This is a genomic window from Pseudomonas sp. Irchel s3f10 (assembly GCF_900187515.1).
Taxonomy (GTDB): Bacteria; Pseudomonadota; Gammaproteobacteria; order Pseudomonadales; family Pseudomonadaceae; genus Aquipseudomonas; species Aquipseudomonas tensinigenes.
Genome location: NZ_FYDZ01000002.1, coordinates 719,329 through 739,188 on the forward strand (window position 1 = coordinate 719,329; position 19,860 = coordinate 739,188).

General features: G+C 59.7%; 13 protein-coding genes. 8 read left to right on the forward strand and 5 right to left on the reverse strand.

The genetic code is table 11. The features are described from left to right. Nucleotides 1–769: 769 nt before the first annotated feature. Nucleotides 770–2,353 (reverse strand): peptide chain release factor 3, encoded by a 1,584-nt coding sequence (locus tag CKW17_RS08510; RefSeq protein ID WP_064119440.1) that lies wholly within the window; start codon nt 2,351–2,353, stop codon nt 770–772. A 358-nt stretch (nt 2,354–2,711) separates the two neighbouring features. Between CKW17_RS08510 and CKW17_RS08515 the strand changes: the two genes are divergently transcribed. From CKW17_RS08515 to CKW17_RS08540, 6 genes are all read left to right on the forward strand, one after another. Then, nucleotides 2,712–3,401 carry an ABC transporter permease gene (locus CKW17_RS08515; protein WP_169844036.1) on the forward strand — a complete coding sequence of 230 codons (690 nt, stop codon included), beginning with the start codon at nt 2,712–2,714 and terminating at the stop codon, nt 3,399–3,401. Between the two features lie 21 nt (nt 3,402–3,422). Next, nucleotides 3,423–4,316, forward strand: a complete 894-nt coding sequence (locus CKW17_RS08520) for a glycine betaine ABC transporter substrate-binding protein (protein WP_095119509.1) — start codon at nt 3,423–3,425, stop codon at nt 4,314–4,316. A gap of 12 nt (nt 4,317–4,328) precedes the next feature. Continuing rightward, on the forward strand, nt 4,329–4,982 hold the full coding sequence (locus CKW17_RS08525; protein WP_007915307.1) for an ABC transporter permease: 654 nt from the start codon (nt 4,329–4,331) through the stop codon (nt 4,980–4,982). Next, nucleotides 4,979–6,136 carry a betaine/proline/choline family ABC transporter ATP-binding protein gene (locus CKW17_RS08530; protein ID WP_095119510.1) on the forward strand — a complete coding sequence of 386 codons (1,158 nt, stop codon included), beginning with the start codon at nt 4,979–4,981 and terminating at the stop codon, nt 6,134–6,136. Before CKW17_RS08525 ends, CKW17_RS08530 begins: the two co-directional genes overlap by 4 nt. Nucleotides 6,137–6,776: 640 nt before the next feature. After that, complete coding sequence (locus CKW17_RS08535; protein WP_016986476.1) at nt 6,777–7,940, forward strand: type III PLP-dependent enzyme; 1,164 nt, start codon at nt 6,777–6,779, stop codon at nt 7,938–7,940. A gap of 325 nt (nt 7,941–8,265) precedes the next feature. Next, nucleotides 8,266–9,408, forward strand: coding sequence for an IS481 family transposase (locus CKW17_RS08540; RefSeq protein WP_095119511.1), 1,143 nt, complete (start codon nt 8,266–8,268; stop codon nt 9,406–9,408). 73 nt (nt 9,409–9,481) lie between these two features. Here the strand turns inward: CKW17_RS08540 and CKW17_RS08545 are convergent, their stop codons facing one another. Both CKW17_RS08545 and CKW17_RS08550 read right to left on the reverse strand, forming a co-directional pair. After that, nucleotides 9,482–10,222 carry a tetratricopeptide repeat protein gene (locus tag CKW17_RS08545; RefSeq protein WP_095119512.1) on the reverse strand — a complete coding sequence of 247 codons (741 nt, stop codon included), beginning with the start codon at nt 10,220–10,222 and terminating at the stop codon, nt 9,482–9,484. After that, on the reverse strand, nt 10,219–10,899 hold the full coding sequence (locus CKW17_RS08550) for a Fe2+-dependent dioxygenase (RefSeq protein WP_095119513.1): 681 nt from the start codon (nt 10,897–10,899) through the stop codon (nt 10,219–10,221). Before CKW17_RS08550 ends, CKW17_RS08545 begins: the two co-directional genes overlap by 4 nt. 207 nt (nt 10,900–11,106) lie before the next feature. Here CKW17_RS08550 and CKW17_RS08555 point away from each other — a divergent pair, with 207 nt between their 5' ends. Together CKW17_RS08555 and CKW17_RS08560 are read left to right on the forward strand one after the other, a co-directional pair. After that, a complete protein-coding gene (locus CKW17_RS08555) occupies nt 11,107–13,422 on the forward strand; it encodes a TonB-dependent siderophore receptor (RefSeq protein ID WP_095119514.1) in 2,316 nt (771 codons plus the stop codon). Nucleotides 13,423–13,636: 214 nt separating this feature from the next. After that, nucleotides 13,637–16,165 carry a sulfite reductase flavoprotein subunit alpha gene (locus CKW17_RS08560; protein ID WP_095119605.1) on the forward strand — a complete coding sequence of 843 codons (2,529 nt, stop codon included), beginning with the start codon at nt 13,637–13,639 and terminating at the stop codon, nt 16,163–16,165. Nucleotides 16,166–16,388: 223 nt separating this feature from the next. On the opposite strand, the gene CKW17_RS08565 is transcribed toward CKW17_RS08560, so the two are convergent. Next, on the reverse strand, nt 16,389–17,930 hold the full coding sequence (locus tag CKW17_RS08565) for an alkaline phosphatase (protein ID WP_095119515.1): 1,542 nt from the start codon (nt 17,928–17,930) through the stop codon (nt 16,389–16,391). Nucleotides 17,931–18,116: 186 nt separating this feature from the next. Next, nucleotides 18,117–19,850, reverse strand: a complete 1,734-nt coding sequence (locus tag CKW17_RS08570; RefSeq protein WP_095119516.1) for a PTS fructose-like transporter subunit IIB — start codon at nt 19,848–19,850, stop codon at nt 18,117–18,119. Nucleotides 19,851–19,860 lie beyond the last annotated feature (10 nt).

A 19,860-nucleotide genomic window follows, 5' to 3' on the forward strand; every position in this document is an offset into this window, starting at 1 on the left:
AGCTACGCCGACGTGAAATACCGAGCCGAACTCAGATTCTGAAACAGATCAAAAGCCCCTCACCCTAGCCCTCTCCCGGAGGGAGAGGGGACTGACCGAGGTGTTTGGGAGAGCTACGCCGACGTGAAATACCGAGTCGAACTCAGATTCTGAAACAGGTCAAAGGCCCCTCACCCTAGCCCTCTCCCGGAGGAGAGGGGACTGACCGAGGTGTTTGGGAGAGCTACGCCGACGTGAAATACCGAACCAAACTCAGGTTTTGAAAGGCCCACAAATCGGCTCCCTCTCCCTCGGGAGAGGGCTGGGGTGAGGGGCAGCCCCAACACAAATCAAGAGCCGAACACCGCTTGGCCCTTAACCACTCAATAGGCCGAGTGTCAGCTCGCCTGCTTTTGATCTTGGAGCCCGTCGGCAGGCTGAGTGGAGGGATTGATCCGGGGGTAGGCGCGCAGCGCCGTTCGACGAAGTCGAACACATCGAAAGGAGGTGCAGCGAAGCAAACCGGAAGCGATGCCCCCGGATCGATCCCGGAGCGAAGGAACCCCGAGCCCCAGCGAGTGGGCCGAACGTCAGGGCGCAGACCTTTGGTTCCTTTGGGGCGTTTGCCAAAGGGACTCGCTGTAAGAGCGAAACCGCCAGCAGCAACCCCCGTAGCAACGGATATTCACCCAAAACCCCAAGAACCTGGTCGACCCACAGGCCGCCAAGACCAAAACAAAAAGCCCCCGATGCTTTCACATCGAGGGCTTTGGACAAAACAGCTCAGCGCTTAGTGATGCTCACGCGTCGCGCGGAATTTCACATCCGGCCAACGCTCTTCCATCAACGCCAGATTAACCCGCGTCGGCGCAAGATAGGTCAGGTGACCACCGCCATCGACCGCCAGGTTCTCCACAGCCTTGTTGGAAAACTCCTCAAGCTTCTTCTTGTCGCCGCATTCAATCCAGCGCGCGGAGTACACAGTAATCGGCTCGTACGAGCACTCAACCTTGTATTCCTCCTTCAAACGGCTGGCGACCACATCGAACTGCAGCACACCGACGGCGCCAAGAATGATGTCGTTGCTGCGCTCCGGGAAGAACACCTGCGTTGCACCCTCTTCGGCCAACTGCTGCAGACCCTGACGCAGTTGCTTGGACTTCAGCGGATCACGCAGACGCACACGACGGAATAGCTCCGGCGCAAAGTGCGGGATACCGGTAAACCCGAGGGTTTCACCTTCACTGAAGGTGTCGCCAATCTGGATGGTGCCGTGGTTGTGCAGACCGATGATGTCGCCGGCAAATGCTTCTTCAAGCTGCTCACGCTCGGAGGAGAAGAACGTCAGGGCATCGCCGATGCGCACGTCCTTGCCGGTGCGCACGTGGCGCATCTTCATGCCTTTCTCGTACTTGCCGGAGCAAATGCGCATGAAGGCGATGCGGTCGCGGTGTTTCGGGTCCATGTTCGCCTGGATCTTGAAGATGAAGCCGGAGAACTTCTCTTCGACCGGCTCGACGGTACGCTCGTTGGCCACACGGGCCAGCGGACGCGGCGCCCAATCAACGACGGCGTCGAGTACATGGTCAACACCGAAGTTGCCCAATGCCGTACCGAAGAACACCGGGGTCAGCTGACCGTCGAGGAACTCCTGCTGATTGAATTCGTGGCAGGCGCCCTGAACCAGTTCCAGCTGCTCGATGAAACGCTCGTACTCGTCGCCCAGATGCGCGCGGGCTTCGTCGGAGTCGAGCTTCTCGATGATCTTGGTTTCGGTGCGTTCGTGACCGTGACCGGCGGTGTAGACAATGATGTAGTCGTCAGCCAGGTGGTACACGCCCTTGAAGTCGCGGTAGCAACCGATCGGCCAGGTGATCGGCGCCGCCTTGATCTTCAGCACGGCTTCGATCTCGTCGAGCAGTTCGATCGGGTCGCGGATGTCACGGTCGAGTTTGTTGATGAAGCTGACGATCGGCGTGTCACGCAGACGGCAGACATCCATCAGCGCAATGGTCCGTGGCTCTACACCTTTACCGCCGTCGAGGACCATCAATGCCGAGTCCACCGCCGTCAGGGTGCGGTAGGTATCTTCGGAGAAGTCTTCGTGGCCCGGGGTGTCGAGCAGGTTGATCATGTGTTCGCGATACGGGAACTGCATGACCGACGTGGTAATGGAAATACCCCGCTGCTTCTCCATCTCCATCCAGTCGGATGTCGCATGGCGATCGGATTTACGGGATTTCACCGTACCGGCCACTGCAATCGCCTTGCCCATCAACAGGAGCTTTTCGGTGATCGTGGTTTTACCGGCATCGGGGTGGGAAATAATGGCGAAAGTGCGGCGTTTCGCGACTTCGGCGGCCTGGTTGGTCATGGGAAATCGCCTGGCGGTGATTCAAAAAAGGGCCGCGATTATAGCCCAACTCGATGCAATAACCGAACCGTTGAGCACATTAAGGGTGGCCAAATGCTGCCGCAGATGGGAACCTTTTAAAGCACGGAGACGTCCATCCCCTGTTACGAATTTTCGTCAGGGGCTGAAAAATCAGCAAGTTAGCCTGACGAGGCTGCGCTCATGGCTCGCTTTCAGACCGCTTTTTGCCGGTGCTGAGGGAGCTGCTTCTCGCGAACGTTTATTCCCGGCAGCCATGTATGGCATGCCACACGGGAGGGCGTTCGCCGACTACAAAAAAAGGAGTCCGCCTGTGGCTATCCGCTATGGCAAAGGGCTGATGGGAGGTGCGGTGGTGATCGCGCTCCTGGCCCTGCTGGTCCACTGGATCGGCATCAACACGATCGAACACTACCGGGACGATTTGTTGTTTTACCTGCAAGCTCATCTGATTCTCGTCCTCGCTTCAATGCTGGCCGCCCTTGTCGTGGGCATCCCCGCCGGCATCTTCCTCAGTCGCCCGACCATGGTCGGCCGTGCTGAACGCTTCATGCAGATCTTCAATATCGGTAACACCGTGCCCCCGCTGGCCGTGCTTGCGATCGCCTTGGGCGTCCTCGGCATCGGCAGTGGCCCGGCGATCTTCGCTTTGTTCCTCGCCTCCTTATTGCCGATTGTGCGCAACACCTACGAAGGCCTGAAAAACGTGCAGGGCTCGCTGAAAGAAGCGGCCGTCGGCATCGGCATGACCCCGCGCCAAGTGCTGTGGAAAGTCGAATTGCCCAACGCTGTGCCGATCATTGTCGGTGGTGTGCGCGTGGCGTTGGCAATCAACGTCGGCACCGCGCCGCTGGCGTTCCTGATCGGCGCCAACAGCCTCGGCAGCCTGATCTTCCCTGGCATCGCCCTGAACAATCAGCCGCAACTGCTGCTCGGCGCCGCGTGCACCGCGCTGCTGGCCTTGCTGCTCGATGGCGTCGTCACCCTCGCCAGCCGTCTCTGGCTGGAACGCGGTTTGCGCCCGTCTTAAGGCTTTTGCGAAGGAATACCTATGAAACGATTTAGTTTGATTCTGGGCTGCATCCTGCTGTTCGCAGGCGTCGCCCAAGCCGTTGAAAAACCGGTTATCCGTCTCGGCGCGCGGGTGTTCACCGAGCAAACCCTGCTCGCGGAAATCACCGCGCAATACCTGCGCAGCAAAGGCTACGACGCGCAGATCACCGGTGGTCTGGGCAGCAACCTCGCCCGCAGTGCCCACGAAAGCGGGCAGTTGGACATGCTCTGGGAATACACCGGCGTATCGCTGGTGGCCTACAACCATGTCACCGAAAAACTCGACAGCGCACAGTCCTACGCTCGGGTAAAAGAACTCGACGCGAAAAAAGGCCTGGTCTGGCTGACCCCGTCGAAATTCAGCAACACCTACGCCCTCGCCCTGCCGAAAAAGGTCGCCGAGGAATATCCGCAGATCAACAACATCAGCCAGTTGAACGAAGTGCTGCGCGCCGAAGCCAAGACCAATCATCTGGTGGCGCTGGATACCGAGTTCGCCAACCGCTCCGATGGTCTGATCGGCATGGTCGATCTCTACGGCATGAACCTGAGCCGCAAGAACATCCGCCAGATGGATGCCGGGCTGGTTTATACGGCGCTGCGCAACGGTCAGGTGTTCGCCGGTCTGGTCTACACCACCGACGGTCGCCTCAACGCCTTCGGCCTGAAGCTGCTGGAAGACGACAAGCACTACTTCCCCGACTACACCGCCGCGCCAGTGGTGCGTCAGGCCTACCTCGACGCGCACCCGCAATTGGCCGAGCAACTCAAACCACTGGCCGAACTGTTCGATGACGAAACCATGCGCCAGCTCAACGCGCGGGTCGACGTCGATCACGAAAGCCCTTCGAAAGTGGCCGCCGATTTCCTGCGCCAGCACCCATTTAACTAAGGAGGAAAAGTCATGGAATTTCTGAACGCCTTTTCCCACCTCGACTGGCAGCAGGTGATGCACCTGACCTGGCAGCACATCACCCTGGTCGGCATCGCCGTGACCCTGGCGATTGTCGTTGGCGTGCCGCTGGGCATTCTGATGACACGCTTTCCGACCCTCGCCGGCCCTTTGCAGGCCAGCGCCACGGTGCTGCTGACGGTGCCGTCGATTGCCCTGTTCGGCCTGCTGCTGCCGTTCTACTCCAAGTTCGGCCAAGGCCTCGGCCCGATGCCGGCGATCACCGCGGTGTTCCTTTATTCACTGTTGCCGATCATGCGCAACACCTACCTCGCCCTCACCGGCGTGGAACCGGGCATCCGTGAAGCCGCACGCGGCATCGGCATGACCTTCGGCCAGCGCCTGCGCATGGTCGAGTTGCCGATCGCCGTGCCGGTGATCCTCGCCGGCGTACGCACTGCCGTGGTGATGAACATCGGCGTGATGACCATCGCCGCGACCATCGGCGCCGGCGGCCTCGGTGTGTTGATCCTCGCTTCCATCAGCCGCAGTGACATGTCGATGCTGATCGTCGGCGCACTGCTGGTCAGTCTTCTGGCCATTTTCGCTGACCTGTTTCTCCAATGGCTGCAACGCTCGTTGACTCCAAAAGGACTGCTCAAATGATCGAACTTCAAAACCTCAGCAAAACTTTCCAAAGCAACGGCAAAGACGTCAAAGCCGTGGACTCGGTAAGCCTGACCGTCAATGAAGGCGAAATCTGCGTGTTCCTCGGGCCATCGGGTTGCGGCAAAAGCACCACGCTGAAGATGATCAATCGCCTGATCAAACCGACCTCGGGCAAGATCCTCATCAACGGCGAAGACACCACCGATCTCGACGAGGTGACCCTGCGCCGTAACATCGGTTACGTGATCCAGCAGATCGGCCTGTTCCCGAACATGACCATCGAAGAGAACATCGTCGTCGTGCCGAAACTGCTCGGCTGGGACAAACAGAGATGCCACGACCGCGCCCGCGAATTGATGAGCATGATCAAGCTGGAGCCCAAGCAGTATCTGCATCGCTATCCGCGTGAATTGTCCGGTGGTCAGCAACAGCGCATCGGCGTGATTCGCGCACTGGCGGCCGATGCGCCGCTGCTGTTGATGGATGAGCCGTTCGGTGCGGTCGACCCGATCAACCGCGAGATGATCCAGAACGAATTCTTCGAAATGCAACGGGCGCTGAACAAAACCGTGATCATGGTCAGCCACGACATCGACGAAGCGATCAAACTCGGCGACAAGATCGCGATTTTCCGCGCCGGCAAACTGCTGCAGATCGATCATCCGGACACGCTGCTCGCGCACCCGGCGGACGACTTTGTCAGCAACTTCGTCGGCCAGGACAGCACGCTCAAGCGTCTGTTGTTGGTGAAGGCAGAAGATGCGGCGGACAACGCGCCGTCAGTAAGCCCGGAAACCCCGGTGGCCGATGCGCTGGAGTTGATGGACGAACATGACCGTCGCTACGTGGTGGTCACCTGTGCCGAGAACAAGGCGCTGGGCTATGTGCGTCGTCGCGATCTGCACCGTCAGACTGGCACTTGCGCGCAGTTCCTGCGTGAGTTCAATGCCACGGCGGCTTACGACGAGCATTTGCGCATCCTGCTGTCGCGCATGTACGAGTTCAACCGCTCGTGGTTGCCGGTGATGGATGCCGAGCGGGTGTTCCTTGGCGAGGTGACGCAGGAGTCGATTGCGGCTTATCTGAGTTCGGGGCGTTCGCGCGGGATGAAGACCAATATCGTCTCGCCAGCTGAAGCGGTAGTCGCCTAAAAAATACCCAACCTGTGGGAGCGAGCCTGCTCGCGAAGGCGAAATGTCAGTCGATGATGATGTCGACTGTGAAAAAGTCTTCGCGAGCAGGCTCGCTCCCACAGGATTTGCGTGATTGTTTATTCATTCATCAGGCGGAAAAGAATCTCAACACCCAAGATCCGGACAGCACGTCTGGAACAGCTTGCGAAACCGCCAAAATCCCCCTCAACCCCTCCTCTCGCGGCCAACGTCGCCGATGTTGCAGCCATCACACTTACCCACGACTTCGCCGACATAATCCGCGAACGTGCAGGTATTTTTAACACTGGAAAATTCTCGGGGAACATCTGCCCGTCATCTCGGTCGGCTACAAAGAGTGATGAACGCGACGCACGTCAGAAGCGTGCAAAAACGCGACATTTTTAGTTGATCTCACGCCCCTCACGCCCTAAAGTTCGCGCCGAACGTCCATGCTGGAAACGATCCATCCGGCTCAAGTACTGACGACGAGACAGCAAGGCCAAGGGAAAGCTGCACCTCCCATGGCCTTTTTGCTTTCGGCGACATGCCTTGGGAAGTAGGCGAACCAAAGTGGGGATACGGAGGACGTTCATTTGCACCCATTGTTTTTACTTGTTTGCCCATAGGAGCTCCCAGCATGTCGATCCAGGTCGAAGACTATTTCGCGCGCGCTACATTCGACAAAATGAAGGCGTTCGCCGACAAACAGGAAACCCCGTTCGTGGTGATCGACACCGCGATGATCAGCCAGGCCTACGATGACCTGCGCGCCGGTTTCGAATTCGCCAAGGTCTACTACGCGGTCAAGGCCAACCCGGCCGTCGAAATCATCGACCTGCTCAAAGAGAAAGGTTCGAGCTTCGACATCGCCTCGATCTACGAGCTGGACAAGGTGATGGATCGCGGCGTCAGCGCCGACCGTATCAGCTACGGCAACACCATCAAGAAATCCAAGGACATCCGCTACTTCTACGAGAAGGGCGTGCGTCTGTTCTCCACCGACTCCGAAGCCGACCTGCGCAACATCGCCAAGGCTGCACCGGGCTCGAAAGTCTACGTGCGGATTCTTACCGAAGGCTCGACCACGGCTGACTGGCCACTGTCGCGCAAATTCGGCTGCCAGACCGACATGGCCATGGACCTGCTGATCCTTGCTCGCGACCTCGGCCTGGTGCCTTACGGCATCTCCTTCCACGTCGGTTCGCAGCAACGCGACATCAGCGTCTGGGACGCAGCGATCGCCAAGGTCAAAGTAATCTTCGAGCGCCTGAAAGAAGAAGACGGCATCCATCTGAAGCTGATCAACATGGGCGGTGGCTTCCCGGCCAACTACATCACCCGCACCAACAGCCTGGAAACCTACGCTGAAGAAATCATCCGCTTCCTGAAGGAAGACTTCGGTGATGATCTGCCGGAAATCATTCTTGAGCCGGGCCGTTCGCTGATCGCCAACGCCGGTATTCTGGTCAGCGAAGTGGTGCTGGTTGCACGCAAATCGCGCACTGCGGTCGAGCGTTGGGTGTATACCGATGTGGGCAAGTTCTCCGGCCTGATCGAAACCATGGACGAAGCGATCAAGTTCCCGATCTGGACCGAGAAAAAAGGCGAGATGGAAGAAGTGGTCATCGCCGGCCCGACTTGCGACAGCGCCGACATCATGTACGAGAACTACAAGTACGGTCTGCCGTTGAACCTGGCGATCGGTGATCGTCTGTACTGGCTGTCGACCGGTGCGTACACCACCAGTTACAGCGCGGTTGAGTTCAATGGTTTTCCGCCGTTGAAGTCGTTTTACGTGTAAGAGCAGCTGCTAGCTGCAAGTGAAAAGCCCATGACGTGTCATGGGCTTTTTTGTGTCTGGCTTTGAGATTTGTGGTGTGCTTTCGATCTATCCCCCTCACCCCAGCCCTCTCCCCCAAGGGGGCGAGGGGGAAAGGGAGCAGATCGGGGGCTTTTCAAAACCTGAGGTCGACTGGATATCTCAGGTCGGTGTACCTGGAACATCCAACTCGGTCAGTCCCCTCTCCCTCTGGGAGTGTATGTACCGGAGACATGGTGGACAGGTGTTCGGAGACATGGTGGACACATTTTAATAGACACATTGCTCATCGCGAAGGAGATGGCCTGTGTCCTGGGAAGAGGTGTCCACCGTGCAGCTTCGTTCAGAATTCGTGCTTTTGGCTCGGCAAGAAGGGGCCAATGTTCGACAGCTTTGCCGTCGATTCAATATCAGCCCAAGCACTGCCTACAAATGGCTCAACAGGTTTGAAACCTCAGGTGCAGAGGGATTGATCGATCAGTCTCGACGACCAAAGACGTCACCCAAACGCTGCGCTGAAGAGGTTGAGCAGCAGATTCTGACCGTGAGTCAGGAGTACGCCGCTTGGGGCGCTCGCAAGCTCAAGCGTGTGTTGGAAGACGACGGCAAAGTGATGCCCTCTGTCAGCACCGTGCATGCGGTTTTACAGCGTCATTCGCGCGTTGATCCAAAGGCTGCCGAGGTCAAACCGTTTATCCGGTTCGAGCACGAGGCGCCCAACGATCTTTGGCAGATCGACTTCAAGGGACATATCAGCCTGGCTCAGGGGCGTTGCCATCCGTTGACGATATTGGACGATCATTCACGGTTTTCGCTGTGCATCGCGGCATGCATCAATGAGCAGCGCCAAACCGTTCAGGAGCATCTAATCCGGACCTTTCGGCGCTTCGGCCTGCCTTTACGCATGACGATGGACAACGGTTCGCCATGGGGTGACCAGACCGGCGTTTATACCGCGCTGGAGGTCTGGCTGATGAGCCAGGGCATCAAGGTCGGCCACTCCCGACCTTATCACCCGCAAACCCAGGGAAAGCTGGAGCGCTTCCACCGCAGCCTGAAAAATGAAGTCCTGCGAGACCAGCTCTTCATCGATCTGGACGATGCACAGCGTGCGTTTGATATCTGGCGTGAGATTTACAACCAGAAGCGCCCGCATCAAGCGCTGGACATGCAGGTTCCTGCTACTCGTTACAGCAGCAGCCCGCGGGAATATCAGGAGCAACCGGCGGCGCCTGAGTACGACGATGGGGATGTGGTCAGGAAGGTTCAGGTGAAGGGCGAGATCTACTGGGGCAACCGTGAATACACTGTCGGAAAAGCATTTTACGGGAGGTCAGTGGCTATCCGGGAAACGACGGAGGACGGCATCCACGATGTCTACTGGAGTAGACATCGTATCGCCCGAATCGACTTGAACTTGCAGATCGTGACGGCAGGTAAGAAGATCTAAAACCGTCCACCATGTCTCCGAACATGTGTCCACCATGTCTCCGGTACATACAGGGAGAGGGTTAGGGTGAGGGCTATTGGCACCGAAGCGCATACCGCCCAGCCAACGCCTGAATCTTCGGATCTACAGCACTCGCCAACGTCTGACTCGCCACCCGCAGAAAATTCAGATTGCCGCCGACCAAAGCTTTCTCAAGCCAATCGACCGCCTCATCAATCCGCCCTTCATCCGCCAACACCGCCGCGAAACTGAACTGCCCACGAAAATCCCCACCCTCGGCCGAACGCCGATACCAATCGCGCGCCGCAACCGGATCCGCCGGGCACACCTGCCCTTCTTCCAGGTACCGCCCAAGCAGGTTCATCGACTTCGCATGAGCCAACTCAGCCGCACGCCGATACAGCGCCAACGCCTGTTGATGATCCACCGCCACACCCCGCCCGGTCGCCAGCAGATTGGCGAGGTTGTACATCGCCCAATCCAGCCCGGCATTCGCTGCGATCCGGTAATGCTGCGCAGCAACCAACGCATCCGCAGCCACGCCCCAGCCATGCTCATGACAACGCCCGAGCATGTTGCGCGCCATCAGATGCCCGCGCCCGGCGGCGATGCCGAACCAGCGCAGCGCCAGCGCTTGATCCTGGGCGATGCCTTGGCCGTCGAGCAGGATCTGTCCAAGCAACGCCTGCGCCTCAACCTCGCCCTCACCCGCCGCCAGCAGAATTGCCTGCGCCGCGCGTGCCGGGCTTTCGCCGAGCATGGCGCTGAGTTGTTCGCCGTCGAGGACTTCCGCGCGGCGCAGTTGAAAACTCATACCTCGACCCAGCGCCGCAGCAGGTTGTGATAGGTGCCGGTGAGGCGGATCAGCGAAGGGTGATCTGGCATGTCCTGCGTGAGCTGTTGAATCGCCCCGTCCATCTCGAACAGCAACGCACGCTGGCTGTCTTCGCGCACCAGGCTTTGGGTCCAGAAGAACGACGCATAACGCGCACCACGAGTGACCGCGTTGACCTTGTGCAGGCTGGTGCCCGGGTACAACACCATATCGCCGGCCGGCAACTTCACCCGTTGCGTGCCGTAGGTGTCCTGGATTTCCAGTTCGCCGCCGTCGTAATCCTCAGGCTCGCTGAAGAACAGCGTCGCCGACAGATCGGTACGCACCCGTTCGATACTGCCCTTGGGCTGGCGCACCGCGTTGTCGATGTGGAAATCGAAGCTGCCACCGGCCGTGTAACAGTTCACTAACGGCGGGAAGACTTTGTGCGGCAGCGCGGCGGACATGAACAGCGGGTTTTTCCACAGCCGTTCAAGCATCGCCGCGCCGATTTCCTTGGCCAGCGGATGGCCTTCTGGCAGTTGCAGATTGTGCTTGGCCTTGGCCGATTGAAAGCCGGCGGTGATCTTGCCATCGGCCCAATCGGCCTGCTCCAGCGCCTCACGAATGCGCTGCACTTCGTCTTTCGCGAACAGTCCGGGGATGTGCAGCAGCATGGCGATGTCACCTGATGGCAAAGAGGCGGCAATGGTATTGATTCTTATTGACTGTGTAAAACCCGAGAGACGAATGAACTGGCAAAAACCGTAAGGTTAAATTGTAAAGAATGTAAATTCAGTGCGAATAACAATGTTTCGCAATTGATACGAATACCTGTTTACCCTATATTCCGCCGCCTCAAATCCTTGGGGAGGGGAATAAAAATGGCACGTCAACACGCACAATTACCGGTCAGTTCACCACGTCTGCTCGCCTCTGCAATTGGTGTGGCAATCACCGCCGGCTCCGCTGGCCAGATGGTGTTCGCCGCGGAAAAAACCGACAGCAAAGCCGCCGGCAATGCCATCGCCCTGGACGCCACCGCCATCACCGGCGAAGCGCAGGACTCGACGTCCTACCAGGTCGAAAAAGCCTCCTCGCCCAAGTACACCGCGCCGCTGGTCGACACGCCGCGCTCGGTCACCGTTATTCCGCAACAGGTTCTGAAAGACACCGGCGCCCTGAACATGCAGGACGCGCTGCGCACCGTGCCGGGCATCACCTTCGGCGCCGGTGAAGGCGGCAACCCCCAGGGCGACCGTCCGTTCATTCGTGGTTTCGACGCCCAGGGCGACACCTACCTCGACGGCGTGCGCGACACCGGTTCGCAGAGCCGCGAGATCTTCGCCGTGGAAAACATTGAAGTCAGCAAGGGCCCGAACTCCGCCATCGGCGGTCGTGGCGCGGCCGGCGGCAGCATCAACCTGGTGAGCAAGAAAGCGCACTTGGGCAACTCGTTCGACGGCGGCTTCACCTACGGCTCCGACCAGACCCAGCGCTACACCCTCGACGGCAACTACCAGTTCAGCGACACCGCTGCTGGCCGTCTGAACCTGATGAGCCACGAGAGCAATGTCGCCGGTCGCGACAAGGTCGACTACGACCGTTGGGGGATCGCCCCGTCCCTGGCGTTTGGTCTGGGCACCGACACCCGCGTCAACCTCGACTACTACCATCTCGAGAGCAACGACACCCCGGATTCGGGCGTGCCGTACACCATTCCGGCCGGTGGCTCCGCTGCACGCACCAAGTCCAATCCGGACAAGCCATACGCCGGCGGTGATCACAGCAACTTCTACGGTCTGGATCGCGACTTCCGCAAGGGCCGCACCGACACCGCGACCTTCGCCATCGAGCATGACCTGAGCGACTCGCTGACGATCAAGAACACCCTGCGCCACGGCACCAGCATGCAGGATTACATCCTCACCCAGCCGGACGACAGCAAGGGCAACGTCAACAACGGCACGGTCTGGCGTCGGGCGAATACGCGGGTGAGCAACACCGAGACCACCACCAACCAGACTGATCTGTTCGGCAATTTCTACGTCGCTGGCTTCAAAAACAGCTTCTCCACTGGCGTTGAATACACCCGTGAGGAAAGCCAAAAGTCTTCGTACAACGTCAATACCGACACCACGCCGCGCACCAGCGCAGCGACCACTAACTGCAACCCGGGTCTGATCGGCGCAGCCAGCGGCTACAACTGCACCTCGCTGTCGAACCCGAACCCGAACGATCCGTGGAACGGCGCCATTTCGCGCAACTACGCCGGCACCGACACCCAGGCCAACACCTACGCACTGTATGTGTTCGACACCCTGGAGCTGAACGAGCAGTGGCTGGTGAACATGGGTCTGCGTTACGACCACTTCGACACCGACTACAAGACCTACAACGCCGCTGGCACCACCACCTCCAAGGGTGATGACACCAGCGAGTTCGTCACCGGTCAGTTCGGCGTTGTCTACAAGCCTGCAGAAAACGGCAGCATCTACGCCTCCTACGCCACCTCGGCCACGCCGCCGGGCAACACCTTGGGCGAAGGTCAGGAAGGCAACCCGTTGGGCGGCACGCCGGATCGCAGCGGCAACCTGCTGAGCAGCGACATGGAGCCGGAAACCACCAAGAACTATGAAATCGGCACCAAGTGGGATCTGCTCAACGATCGCCTGTCGCTGACCGCTGATATCTTCCGCACCGAGAAAGAAAACGCTCGTGTGCAAGTCGACACCACCTCGTACGAAAACGCCGGCAAGACCCGCGTGCAAGGTGTCGAACTGTCGGCCAGCGGCAAGATCACCGACAAGTGGCAAGTGTTCGCCGGTTACGCCTTCATGGACAGCGAACAAGTCGACGGCGGCCCGATGGGCAAGGCCAACGACGGCAACGAACTGCCTAACACGCCGAAAAACAGCGCCAGCCTGTGGACCACTTACCAGGTCACGCCGAAGCTGACCATCGGTGGCGGTGCGTTCTACGTCGACGACGTGTACGGCAGCGTGGCCAACACCACCATGGTTGACTCGTATGTCCGCTACGACGCGATGGCGGCTTACAAGCTGACCAAGAACGTCGACCTGCAACTCAACGTGCAGAACCTGACCAACGAAACCTACTACGACAAAGCCTTCTCGACCCACTTCGCCAATCAGGCGGCGGGCCGTACGGCACTGTTGAGCACCAACTTCCACTTCTGATCCTGTAGGAGCTGCGGCACGCTGCGATCTGTTGATCTTGCTTTTGATTCTGAAAAAAAATCAAAAGATCGCAGCCTTCGGCAACTCCTACAAAAAACAGTGGGCCCCGTTCATTCAATTGAACGGGGCTTTTGTGCGTAAGAAAGAACGCTTCTCGATAACCCACGGCATAATGCGCGCCGTGAAGACAATTTCCGAATGGACGGCGAGTGACGTGTTGAAGAAAACCCTGTTCCAGTTGCACTGGTTTTTTGGCATCACCGCAGGCCTGGTGCTGGCCCTGATGGGCATCACCGGCGCGGCCTATTCGTTTCAGGACGAAATCCTGCGGGCGCTGAATCCGTCCGTCCTGCAAGTAGAAAAACAGGTCGCCGGTGTCTTGCCACCGGTGGAGCTGGTCGAGCGCATCGAAGCCACGTCGGGCAAGAAGGTTTCGATGCTCTGGGTCGAAACCGATAGCGGCAACGCGGCTCGCGTCTTCTTCACGCCGCCCAAAGGCGAGCGTCGCGGTGAGATGCGCTATTTCGATCCCTACACCGGCGAATTCATGGGCAACGCCGTCGGCCAGGACTTCTTCGGCCTGATGCTGCAACTGCACCGCTTCCTCGCCATGGGCGACACCGGGCGCAATATCACCGGCGCCTGCACATTGATCCTGCTGTTTTTCTGCCTCTCCGGTCTGTACCTGCGCTGGCCGCGTCAGTGGAACAGCTGGCGCGTCTGGCTGACGCTCGACTGGAAGAAAAAAGGCCGCGCCTTCAACTGGGATCTGCACTCGGTGGCCGGCACCTGGTGCCTGCTGGTCTATCTGCTGCTGGCGTTGACCGGGTTGTCGTGGTCGTACGAGTGGTACAACAAAGGCCTGACCCGACTGCTTTCCGACTCGCCACAAAACGAGCGCGTGCGCGGTGGTCGCGGCCCGGCGCCGGAAGGCCCGGCACCGATCGCCGATTACGCAGCGATGTGGAGCAGCATTTACAGCGCTGCCGGCCCGGGTCTGGCGGCGTACAACATCCGTATGCCGGCCGTCGCTGGCCAACCGGCGACCGTGTTCTACCTGCTCGACAGCTCGCCGCATGACCGGGCGCTGAACCAGATCACCCTCGACCCGGCCACCGGCATCGTCAAACGCGTCGATCGTTACGCCGACAAAAGCTTCAAGGCGCAACTGCTGACCAGCATTTATGCGCTGCACGTCGGTAGTTACTTCGGCCTGGTCGGGCGAATCATCATCACCCTCGCGGCAGTGTGCATGCCGCTGTTTTTCATCACTGGCTGGCTGCTGTACCTCGATCGTCGGCGCAAGAAAAAGCAGATCAAGGATGCACGCAAAGGCCTCGCTCAACCGGCCGGCGATGCTTCGGCGTGGCTGATCGGTTTCGCCAGCCAGAGCGGTTTTGCCGAGCAACTGGCGTGGCAGACCGCCGGGCAATTGCAGGCCGCCGGATTGCCGGTGAAGGTGCAACCACTGGCGAATGTCAGCGAACAGGATCTGCGTGAATCGAACAACGCGCTGTTTGTGGTGAGCACGTTTGGCGACGGCGAAGCACCGGACAGCGCACGCGGATTTGAGCGCAAGGTGTTGAGCACGGCGGCAACGCTCGACAGCCTGAATTACTCGGTGCTTGGCCTCGGCGATCGTCAGTATCAGCACTTCTGCGGTTTCGCCAAACGCCTGCATCAATGGCTAAGCGAGCACGGCGGCAAGACCCTGTTCGCCCCGGTGGAAGTCGACAGCGGCGATCCGTACGCGCTGCGCCACTGGCAGACTCAATTGGGCCTGCTCACCGGGCAAGCCCCCATCGATACTTGGCAGGCGCCGAGTTACGACAACTGGACGCTTCTGCGCCGTGAGCTGATGAACCCGGACAGCAGCGGTGCGCCGGTTTACCTGCTGGGTTTGAGCGCACCGAACACCAGCAGTTGGCTGGCCGGCGACCTGGTCGAAGTACTGCCACGCAACTGCCCGTGGGCCATCGAACACTTCCTCGACGGCCTCGGCATTCGTGGCGAGACCACAGTAAAAATCAACGACCTCGACGAACCTCTGGAAGTCGCGCTGGCCTCGCGGCAATTGCCCGAGCACCGCGCCCATCTGGTCGGTTTGCATGCGCAATCGCTGGTCGATGCGATGGTGCCGCTGGCCATGCGCGAATACTCGATCGCCTCGATTGCCGCCGATGGCGTGCTGGAGCTGATCGTGCGCCAGGAACAGCATGCCGACGGCACCCTCGGCATTGGTTCTGGCTGGTTGACCGAGCATGCGCCGGTCGGTGGCAGCATCAGTCTGCGGGTGCGCCGCAACAGTGGCTTCCATCTGCCGAACGAACCAGTGCCGATGATTCTGCTGGGCAACGGTACGGGTCTGGCCGGGCTGCGCAGTTTGCTCAAGGCGCGGATTGCCGATGGTCAACAGCGCCAGTGGTTGCTGTTTGGCGAGCGCAATCGTGAACACGATTTCCTCTGCCGCGCCGAGCTGGAAGAGTGGCTGATCAATGGTGATCTGGAACGGCTGGATCTGGCGTTTTCGCGGGATCAGGCGGAGAAGGTTTATGTGCAGGATCGCTTGCGTGAATCGGCTGACGAGTTGAAGAAGTGGCTGGCGGACGGGGCGGTGATTTACATTTGTGGCAGTTTGCAGGGGATGGCTTCGGGGGTTGATCAGGTGCTTAACGACATTCTCGGGGCAGCCGAAGTGGAGCGGTTGATTGAGCAGGGTCGATATCGGCGTGATGTCTATTAAAAGCCCCTCACCCTAGCCCTCTCCCGGAGGGAGAGGGGACTGACCTTGCGAGATTCACGCAATACGCCGACCTGAACGTACCTCACCGAATCCATAATCGAGAAAGGCTTTGTGCTGATCTCATAATCGACTCGATCTCTCAGGTCGATGTATGACGCAAGACAACTCGGTCAGCCCCCTCTCCCTCCGGGAGAGGGCTGGGGTGAGGGTCAGCCTTTGATCTTCAAGCGGGCTGCAACTTCTTCTCAAAAACCGCCACCCCATTCAAATCCCGCAACACCACACTCATCTCCCCACTCCCCCCTTCAATATTCACCTCGCCAAAAAACTGAAACCCGGCAAACGGCGAAGTGTTCTGCGCCGGTGGCGCTTTCTCGAAAACCACTTCAGGGCCAAAGGTTTTATCCAGCGGATTAGGCCCGAAACTCCCGGCATTCAGCGGCCCCGCGACAAACTCCCAGAACGGCTCGAAATCCTGAAACGCCGCCCTATCCGGGTGATAGTGATGCGCCGCGCAGTAGTGCACGTCGGCCGTGAGGAAAACAAAATTGCGCACCTGCTGCGCGCGCAGATAACCGAGCAACTCGGCGATTTCCACCTCGCGCCCCTGCGCCGGTCCCGGATCACCGTTAGCCACCGCCTCCCAACGCGCGACACCCGGGCTGACCTCGCCATCCGGGACGCCAAGACCGATTGGCATGTCGGCGGCGATGACCTTCCATTGCGCTTTCGACTTCTTCAAACCGCGCTTGAGCCAGTCCAGTTGCTCACGCCCGAGAAACGGTTTCGCCGCGCCGAGGTTGTCGTCATTGGCGCCGCGATAACTGCGCATGTCGAGCACGAACACATCGAGCATCGGCCCATAACTGAGCTTGCGATAAATCCGCCCGCCGCCGTCGGCAGCCTGCAAACGCATCGGTGAATATTCCAGCCACGCCTTGCGTGCGCGCCCGACCAGGGTGTGGATATCTTTCTCCTGATAACGCTCGTCGAGTTGCTTGCCCGGCGACCAGTTGTTGACCACCTCATGGTCGTCCCACTGCCAGATCTGCGGCACTTCGGCGTTGAAGCGGCGAATGTTTTCGTCCATCAGGTTGTAGCGGTAGTTGCCGCGATAGTCGTCGAGAGTCTGCGCGACTTTGCTCTTGGCTTCGGTGGTGAGGTTGCGCCAGATGCGACCGTTTTCGGTGGTGAGCTGCGCGGGCACCGGGCCGTCGGCGTAGATGGTGTCGCCGCTGTGGATAAAGAAGTCCGGCAGACGCAGGCGCATCGCTTCGTAGATGCGCATGCCGCCGATGTCCGGGTTGATGCCAAAGCCCTGGCCGACGGTGTCGCCGCTCCAGACGAAACGAATATTGCGCCGCGCCGTCGGAGCGCTGCGCAGGTGACCCAACCACGGTTCGCTGGCGACGCCGGTGCGGGCGTCCTTGAAATACACGCGATAGAAAATCGCCTGATCGGCCGGCAGCCCGGTGAGCTCGACCCGGGCGGTGAAGTCGCTGCGGGCATCGGCGAGCGGCGAGACCACCCGGCGCGGGTGGCGAAACTGGCTGCGGGTGTCCCACTCGACCACCATATGCGCGGGGCGATCGCTGCGGCTCCAGATCATCGCGCGGTCGCCTTGCAGATCGCCGGACTGCACGCCATCGGTCAGTTGCGGCCGATCCTTGACCGACGCAATCACCGCCGGCGCCAGGCTTGGCATCAGCAGACCGGCACCAACGACTTGCATGACAAGCCGGCGACCGGGGTTGAAATCGCTCATGGTGTTCTCCCTGAAAAAAGGAAAACTTAAGCACGCGATCATGAAACAGACATGACACCAGACACACCACAGAACCAATTGTAGGAGTGAGCCTGCTCGCGATATCGGTATATCTGCCAACATTCATGTCACTGACAGACCGCTATCGCGAGCAGGCTCACTCCTACAAGGGTTTTGTGTTGTCGGTCAGGCCTTCGCCGGTTCCAGCGCCAGCTCAACGGCCTCCGGGCGTTTGACCGTCGCATAGACAACGGCGGTCAAGAGGCTCCCCGCGACAATCGCCAGCAAATACAGCAACGCATGGTTGATCGCATTCGGAATCGCCAGCACAAACAAGCCACCGTGCGGCGCCATCAACTTGCAGCCGAAATACATCGACAGCGCACCGGTCAGCGCACCACCGGCAATGCTCGCCGGGATCACCCGCAACGGATCTTTCGCGGCAAACGGAATCGCCCCCTCGGAGATAAAGCACAACCCCAGCACCAGCGCCGCTTTGCCGGCCTCGCGCTCAGTCTGGGCGAACTTTCTCCGCGCAATAAACGTAGCGATACCCAAGCCAATCGGCGGCACCATGCCCGCCGCCATGGTCGCGGCCATCGGCGCATAACTCTGCGACGCCAGCAGCCCCACCGAGAACGCGTAAGCGGCTTTGTTGATCGGCCCGCCGAGGTCGACGCACATCATGCTGCCGAGCAACACGCCGAGCAGAATCGCGTTGGTGGTGCCCATGCTGTCGAGGAAATGCGTCAGCGCCCCAAGCATGCCGGCGACCGGTTTGCCGACCACGTAAATCATCACCAGCCCGGTAAACAGACTGGCGAACAACGGGATGATCAGAATCGGTTTCAGCGCCTCAAGACTTTGCGGTAACGCTACATAACGACTGATCGCCTTGGCCGCATAACCGGCGATGAAACCGGCGACGATGCCGCCGATAAACCCGGCGCCCAGCGTGCTCGCCAGCAAACCACCGATCATCCCCGGCGCCAGGCCCGGGCGGTCGGCGATTGAATAAGCGATGTAACCAGCCAGCAACGGCACCATCAATTTGAACGCGGTCTCGCCGCCGATCTGCATCAGCGCGGCCGCCAGCGTGCCCTCTTCCTTGAACGCGGTGATGCCGAACACGAACGATAGCGCGATCATCAAACCGCCGGCCACGACCATCGGCAGCATGAATGACACGCCGGTCAGCAGGTGTTTATAGATGCCGGTTTTCTCTTGCTTGGGCGGTGCCTTGCCGTCACTCGCGGCGCTTTCCACTGCACCTTCGGCCAAGGCTTTTTTAAGCGTGGCTTCGGACTGCTTCAAGGCGATCCCGGTGCCGCAACGATAGATCTTCTTCCCGGCGAAACGCTCGGTGGCGACTTCGATATCCGCCGCCAGCAACACCACGTCAGCTTCAGCAATCGCCGCTGCGCTCAATGGGGTTTTCGCGCCCACCGAGCCTTGGGTTTCGACCTGCAATTCATAGCCCAGACGCTTGGCAGTTTGCTGCAAAGCTTCGGCGGCCATGAAGGTGTGGGCGACACCGGTCGGGCACGCGGTGATGGCGACGAGGCGTGGCGCGCGCGGCGCATCAGCAACCGGTTCAACAGCGCCGGCGACGTAAACTTCAGCCTCTTCAGCACCACGACGCAGCACCGCTTCAACATCCTGCAACGCCTGCGCCGGGGCAATCTGGAAAACACGTTTACCGACAAAACGCGTCATGTCGACCGCGCCGGTGGCGACCAGCAAAACCCACTCGGCCGCGGCAATGGTCGCCGCCGACAATTCGCGTTCGGGGTGCGCCGCATCGACCACTTCAACGCTGGTGCTCCAGCCCTGACGCTGCGCCGCCGCATCGAGCAAACGCGCGCACAGCACACTGGTGACCATGCCGTTCGGGCAAGCCGTAACAATGGCTAATTTCATGACAAACCCT

Coding starts and splice junctions, on each gene's coding strand:
- CKW17_RS08510 (WP_064119440.1), bottom strand. CDS start 2,353: ATGACCAACCAGGCCGCCGAAGTCGCGAAACGCCGCACTTTCGCCATT.
- CKW17_RS08515 (WP_169844036.1), top strand. CDS start 2,712: ATGGGAGGTGCGGTGGTGATCGCGCTCCTGGCCCTGCTGGTCCACTGG.
- CKW17_RS08520 (WP_095119509.1), top strand. CDS start 3,423: ATGAAACGATTTAGTTTGATTCTGGGCTGCATCCTGCTGTTCGCAGGC.
- CKW17_RS08525 (WP_007915307.1), top strand. CDS start 4,329: ATGGAATTTCTGAACGCCTTTTCCCACCTCGACTGGCAGCAGGTGATG.
- CKW17_RS08530 (WP_095119510.1), top strand. CDS start 4,979: ATGATCGAACTTCAAAACCTCAGCAAAACTTTCCAAAGCAACGGCAAA.
- CKW17_RS08535 (WP_016986476.1), top strand. CDS start 6,777: ATGTCGATCCAGGTCGAAGACTATTTCGCGCGCGCTACATTCGACAAA.
- CKW17_RS08545 (WP_095119512.1), bottom strand. CDS start 10,222: ATGAGTTTTCAACTGCGCCGCGCGGAAGTCCTCGACGGCGAACAACTC.
- CKW17_RS08550 (WP_095119513.1), bottom strand. CDS start 10,899: ATGCTGCTGCACATCCCCGGACTGTTCGCGAAAGACGAAGTGCAGCGC.
- CKW17_RS08555 (WP_095119514.1), top strand. CDS start 11,107: ATGGCACGTCAACACGCACAATTACCGGTCAGTTCACCACGTCTGCTC.
- CKW17_RS08565 (WP_095119515.1), bottom strand. CDS start 17,930: ATGAGCGATTTCAACCCCGGTCGCCGGCTTGTCATGCAAGTCGTTGGT.
- CKW17_RS08570 (WP_095119516.1), bottom strand. CDS start 19,850: ATGAAATTAGCCATTGTTACGGCTTGCCCGAACGGCATGGTCACCAGT.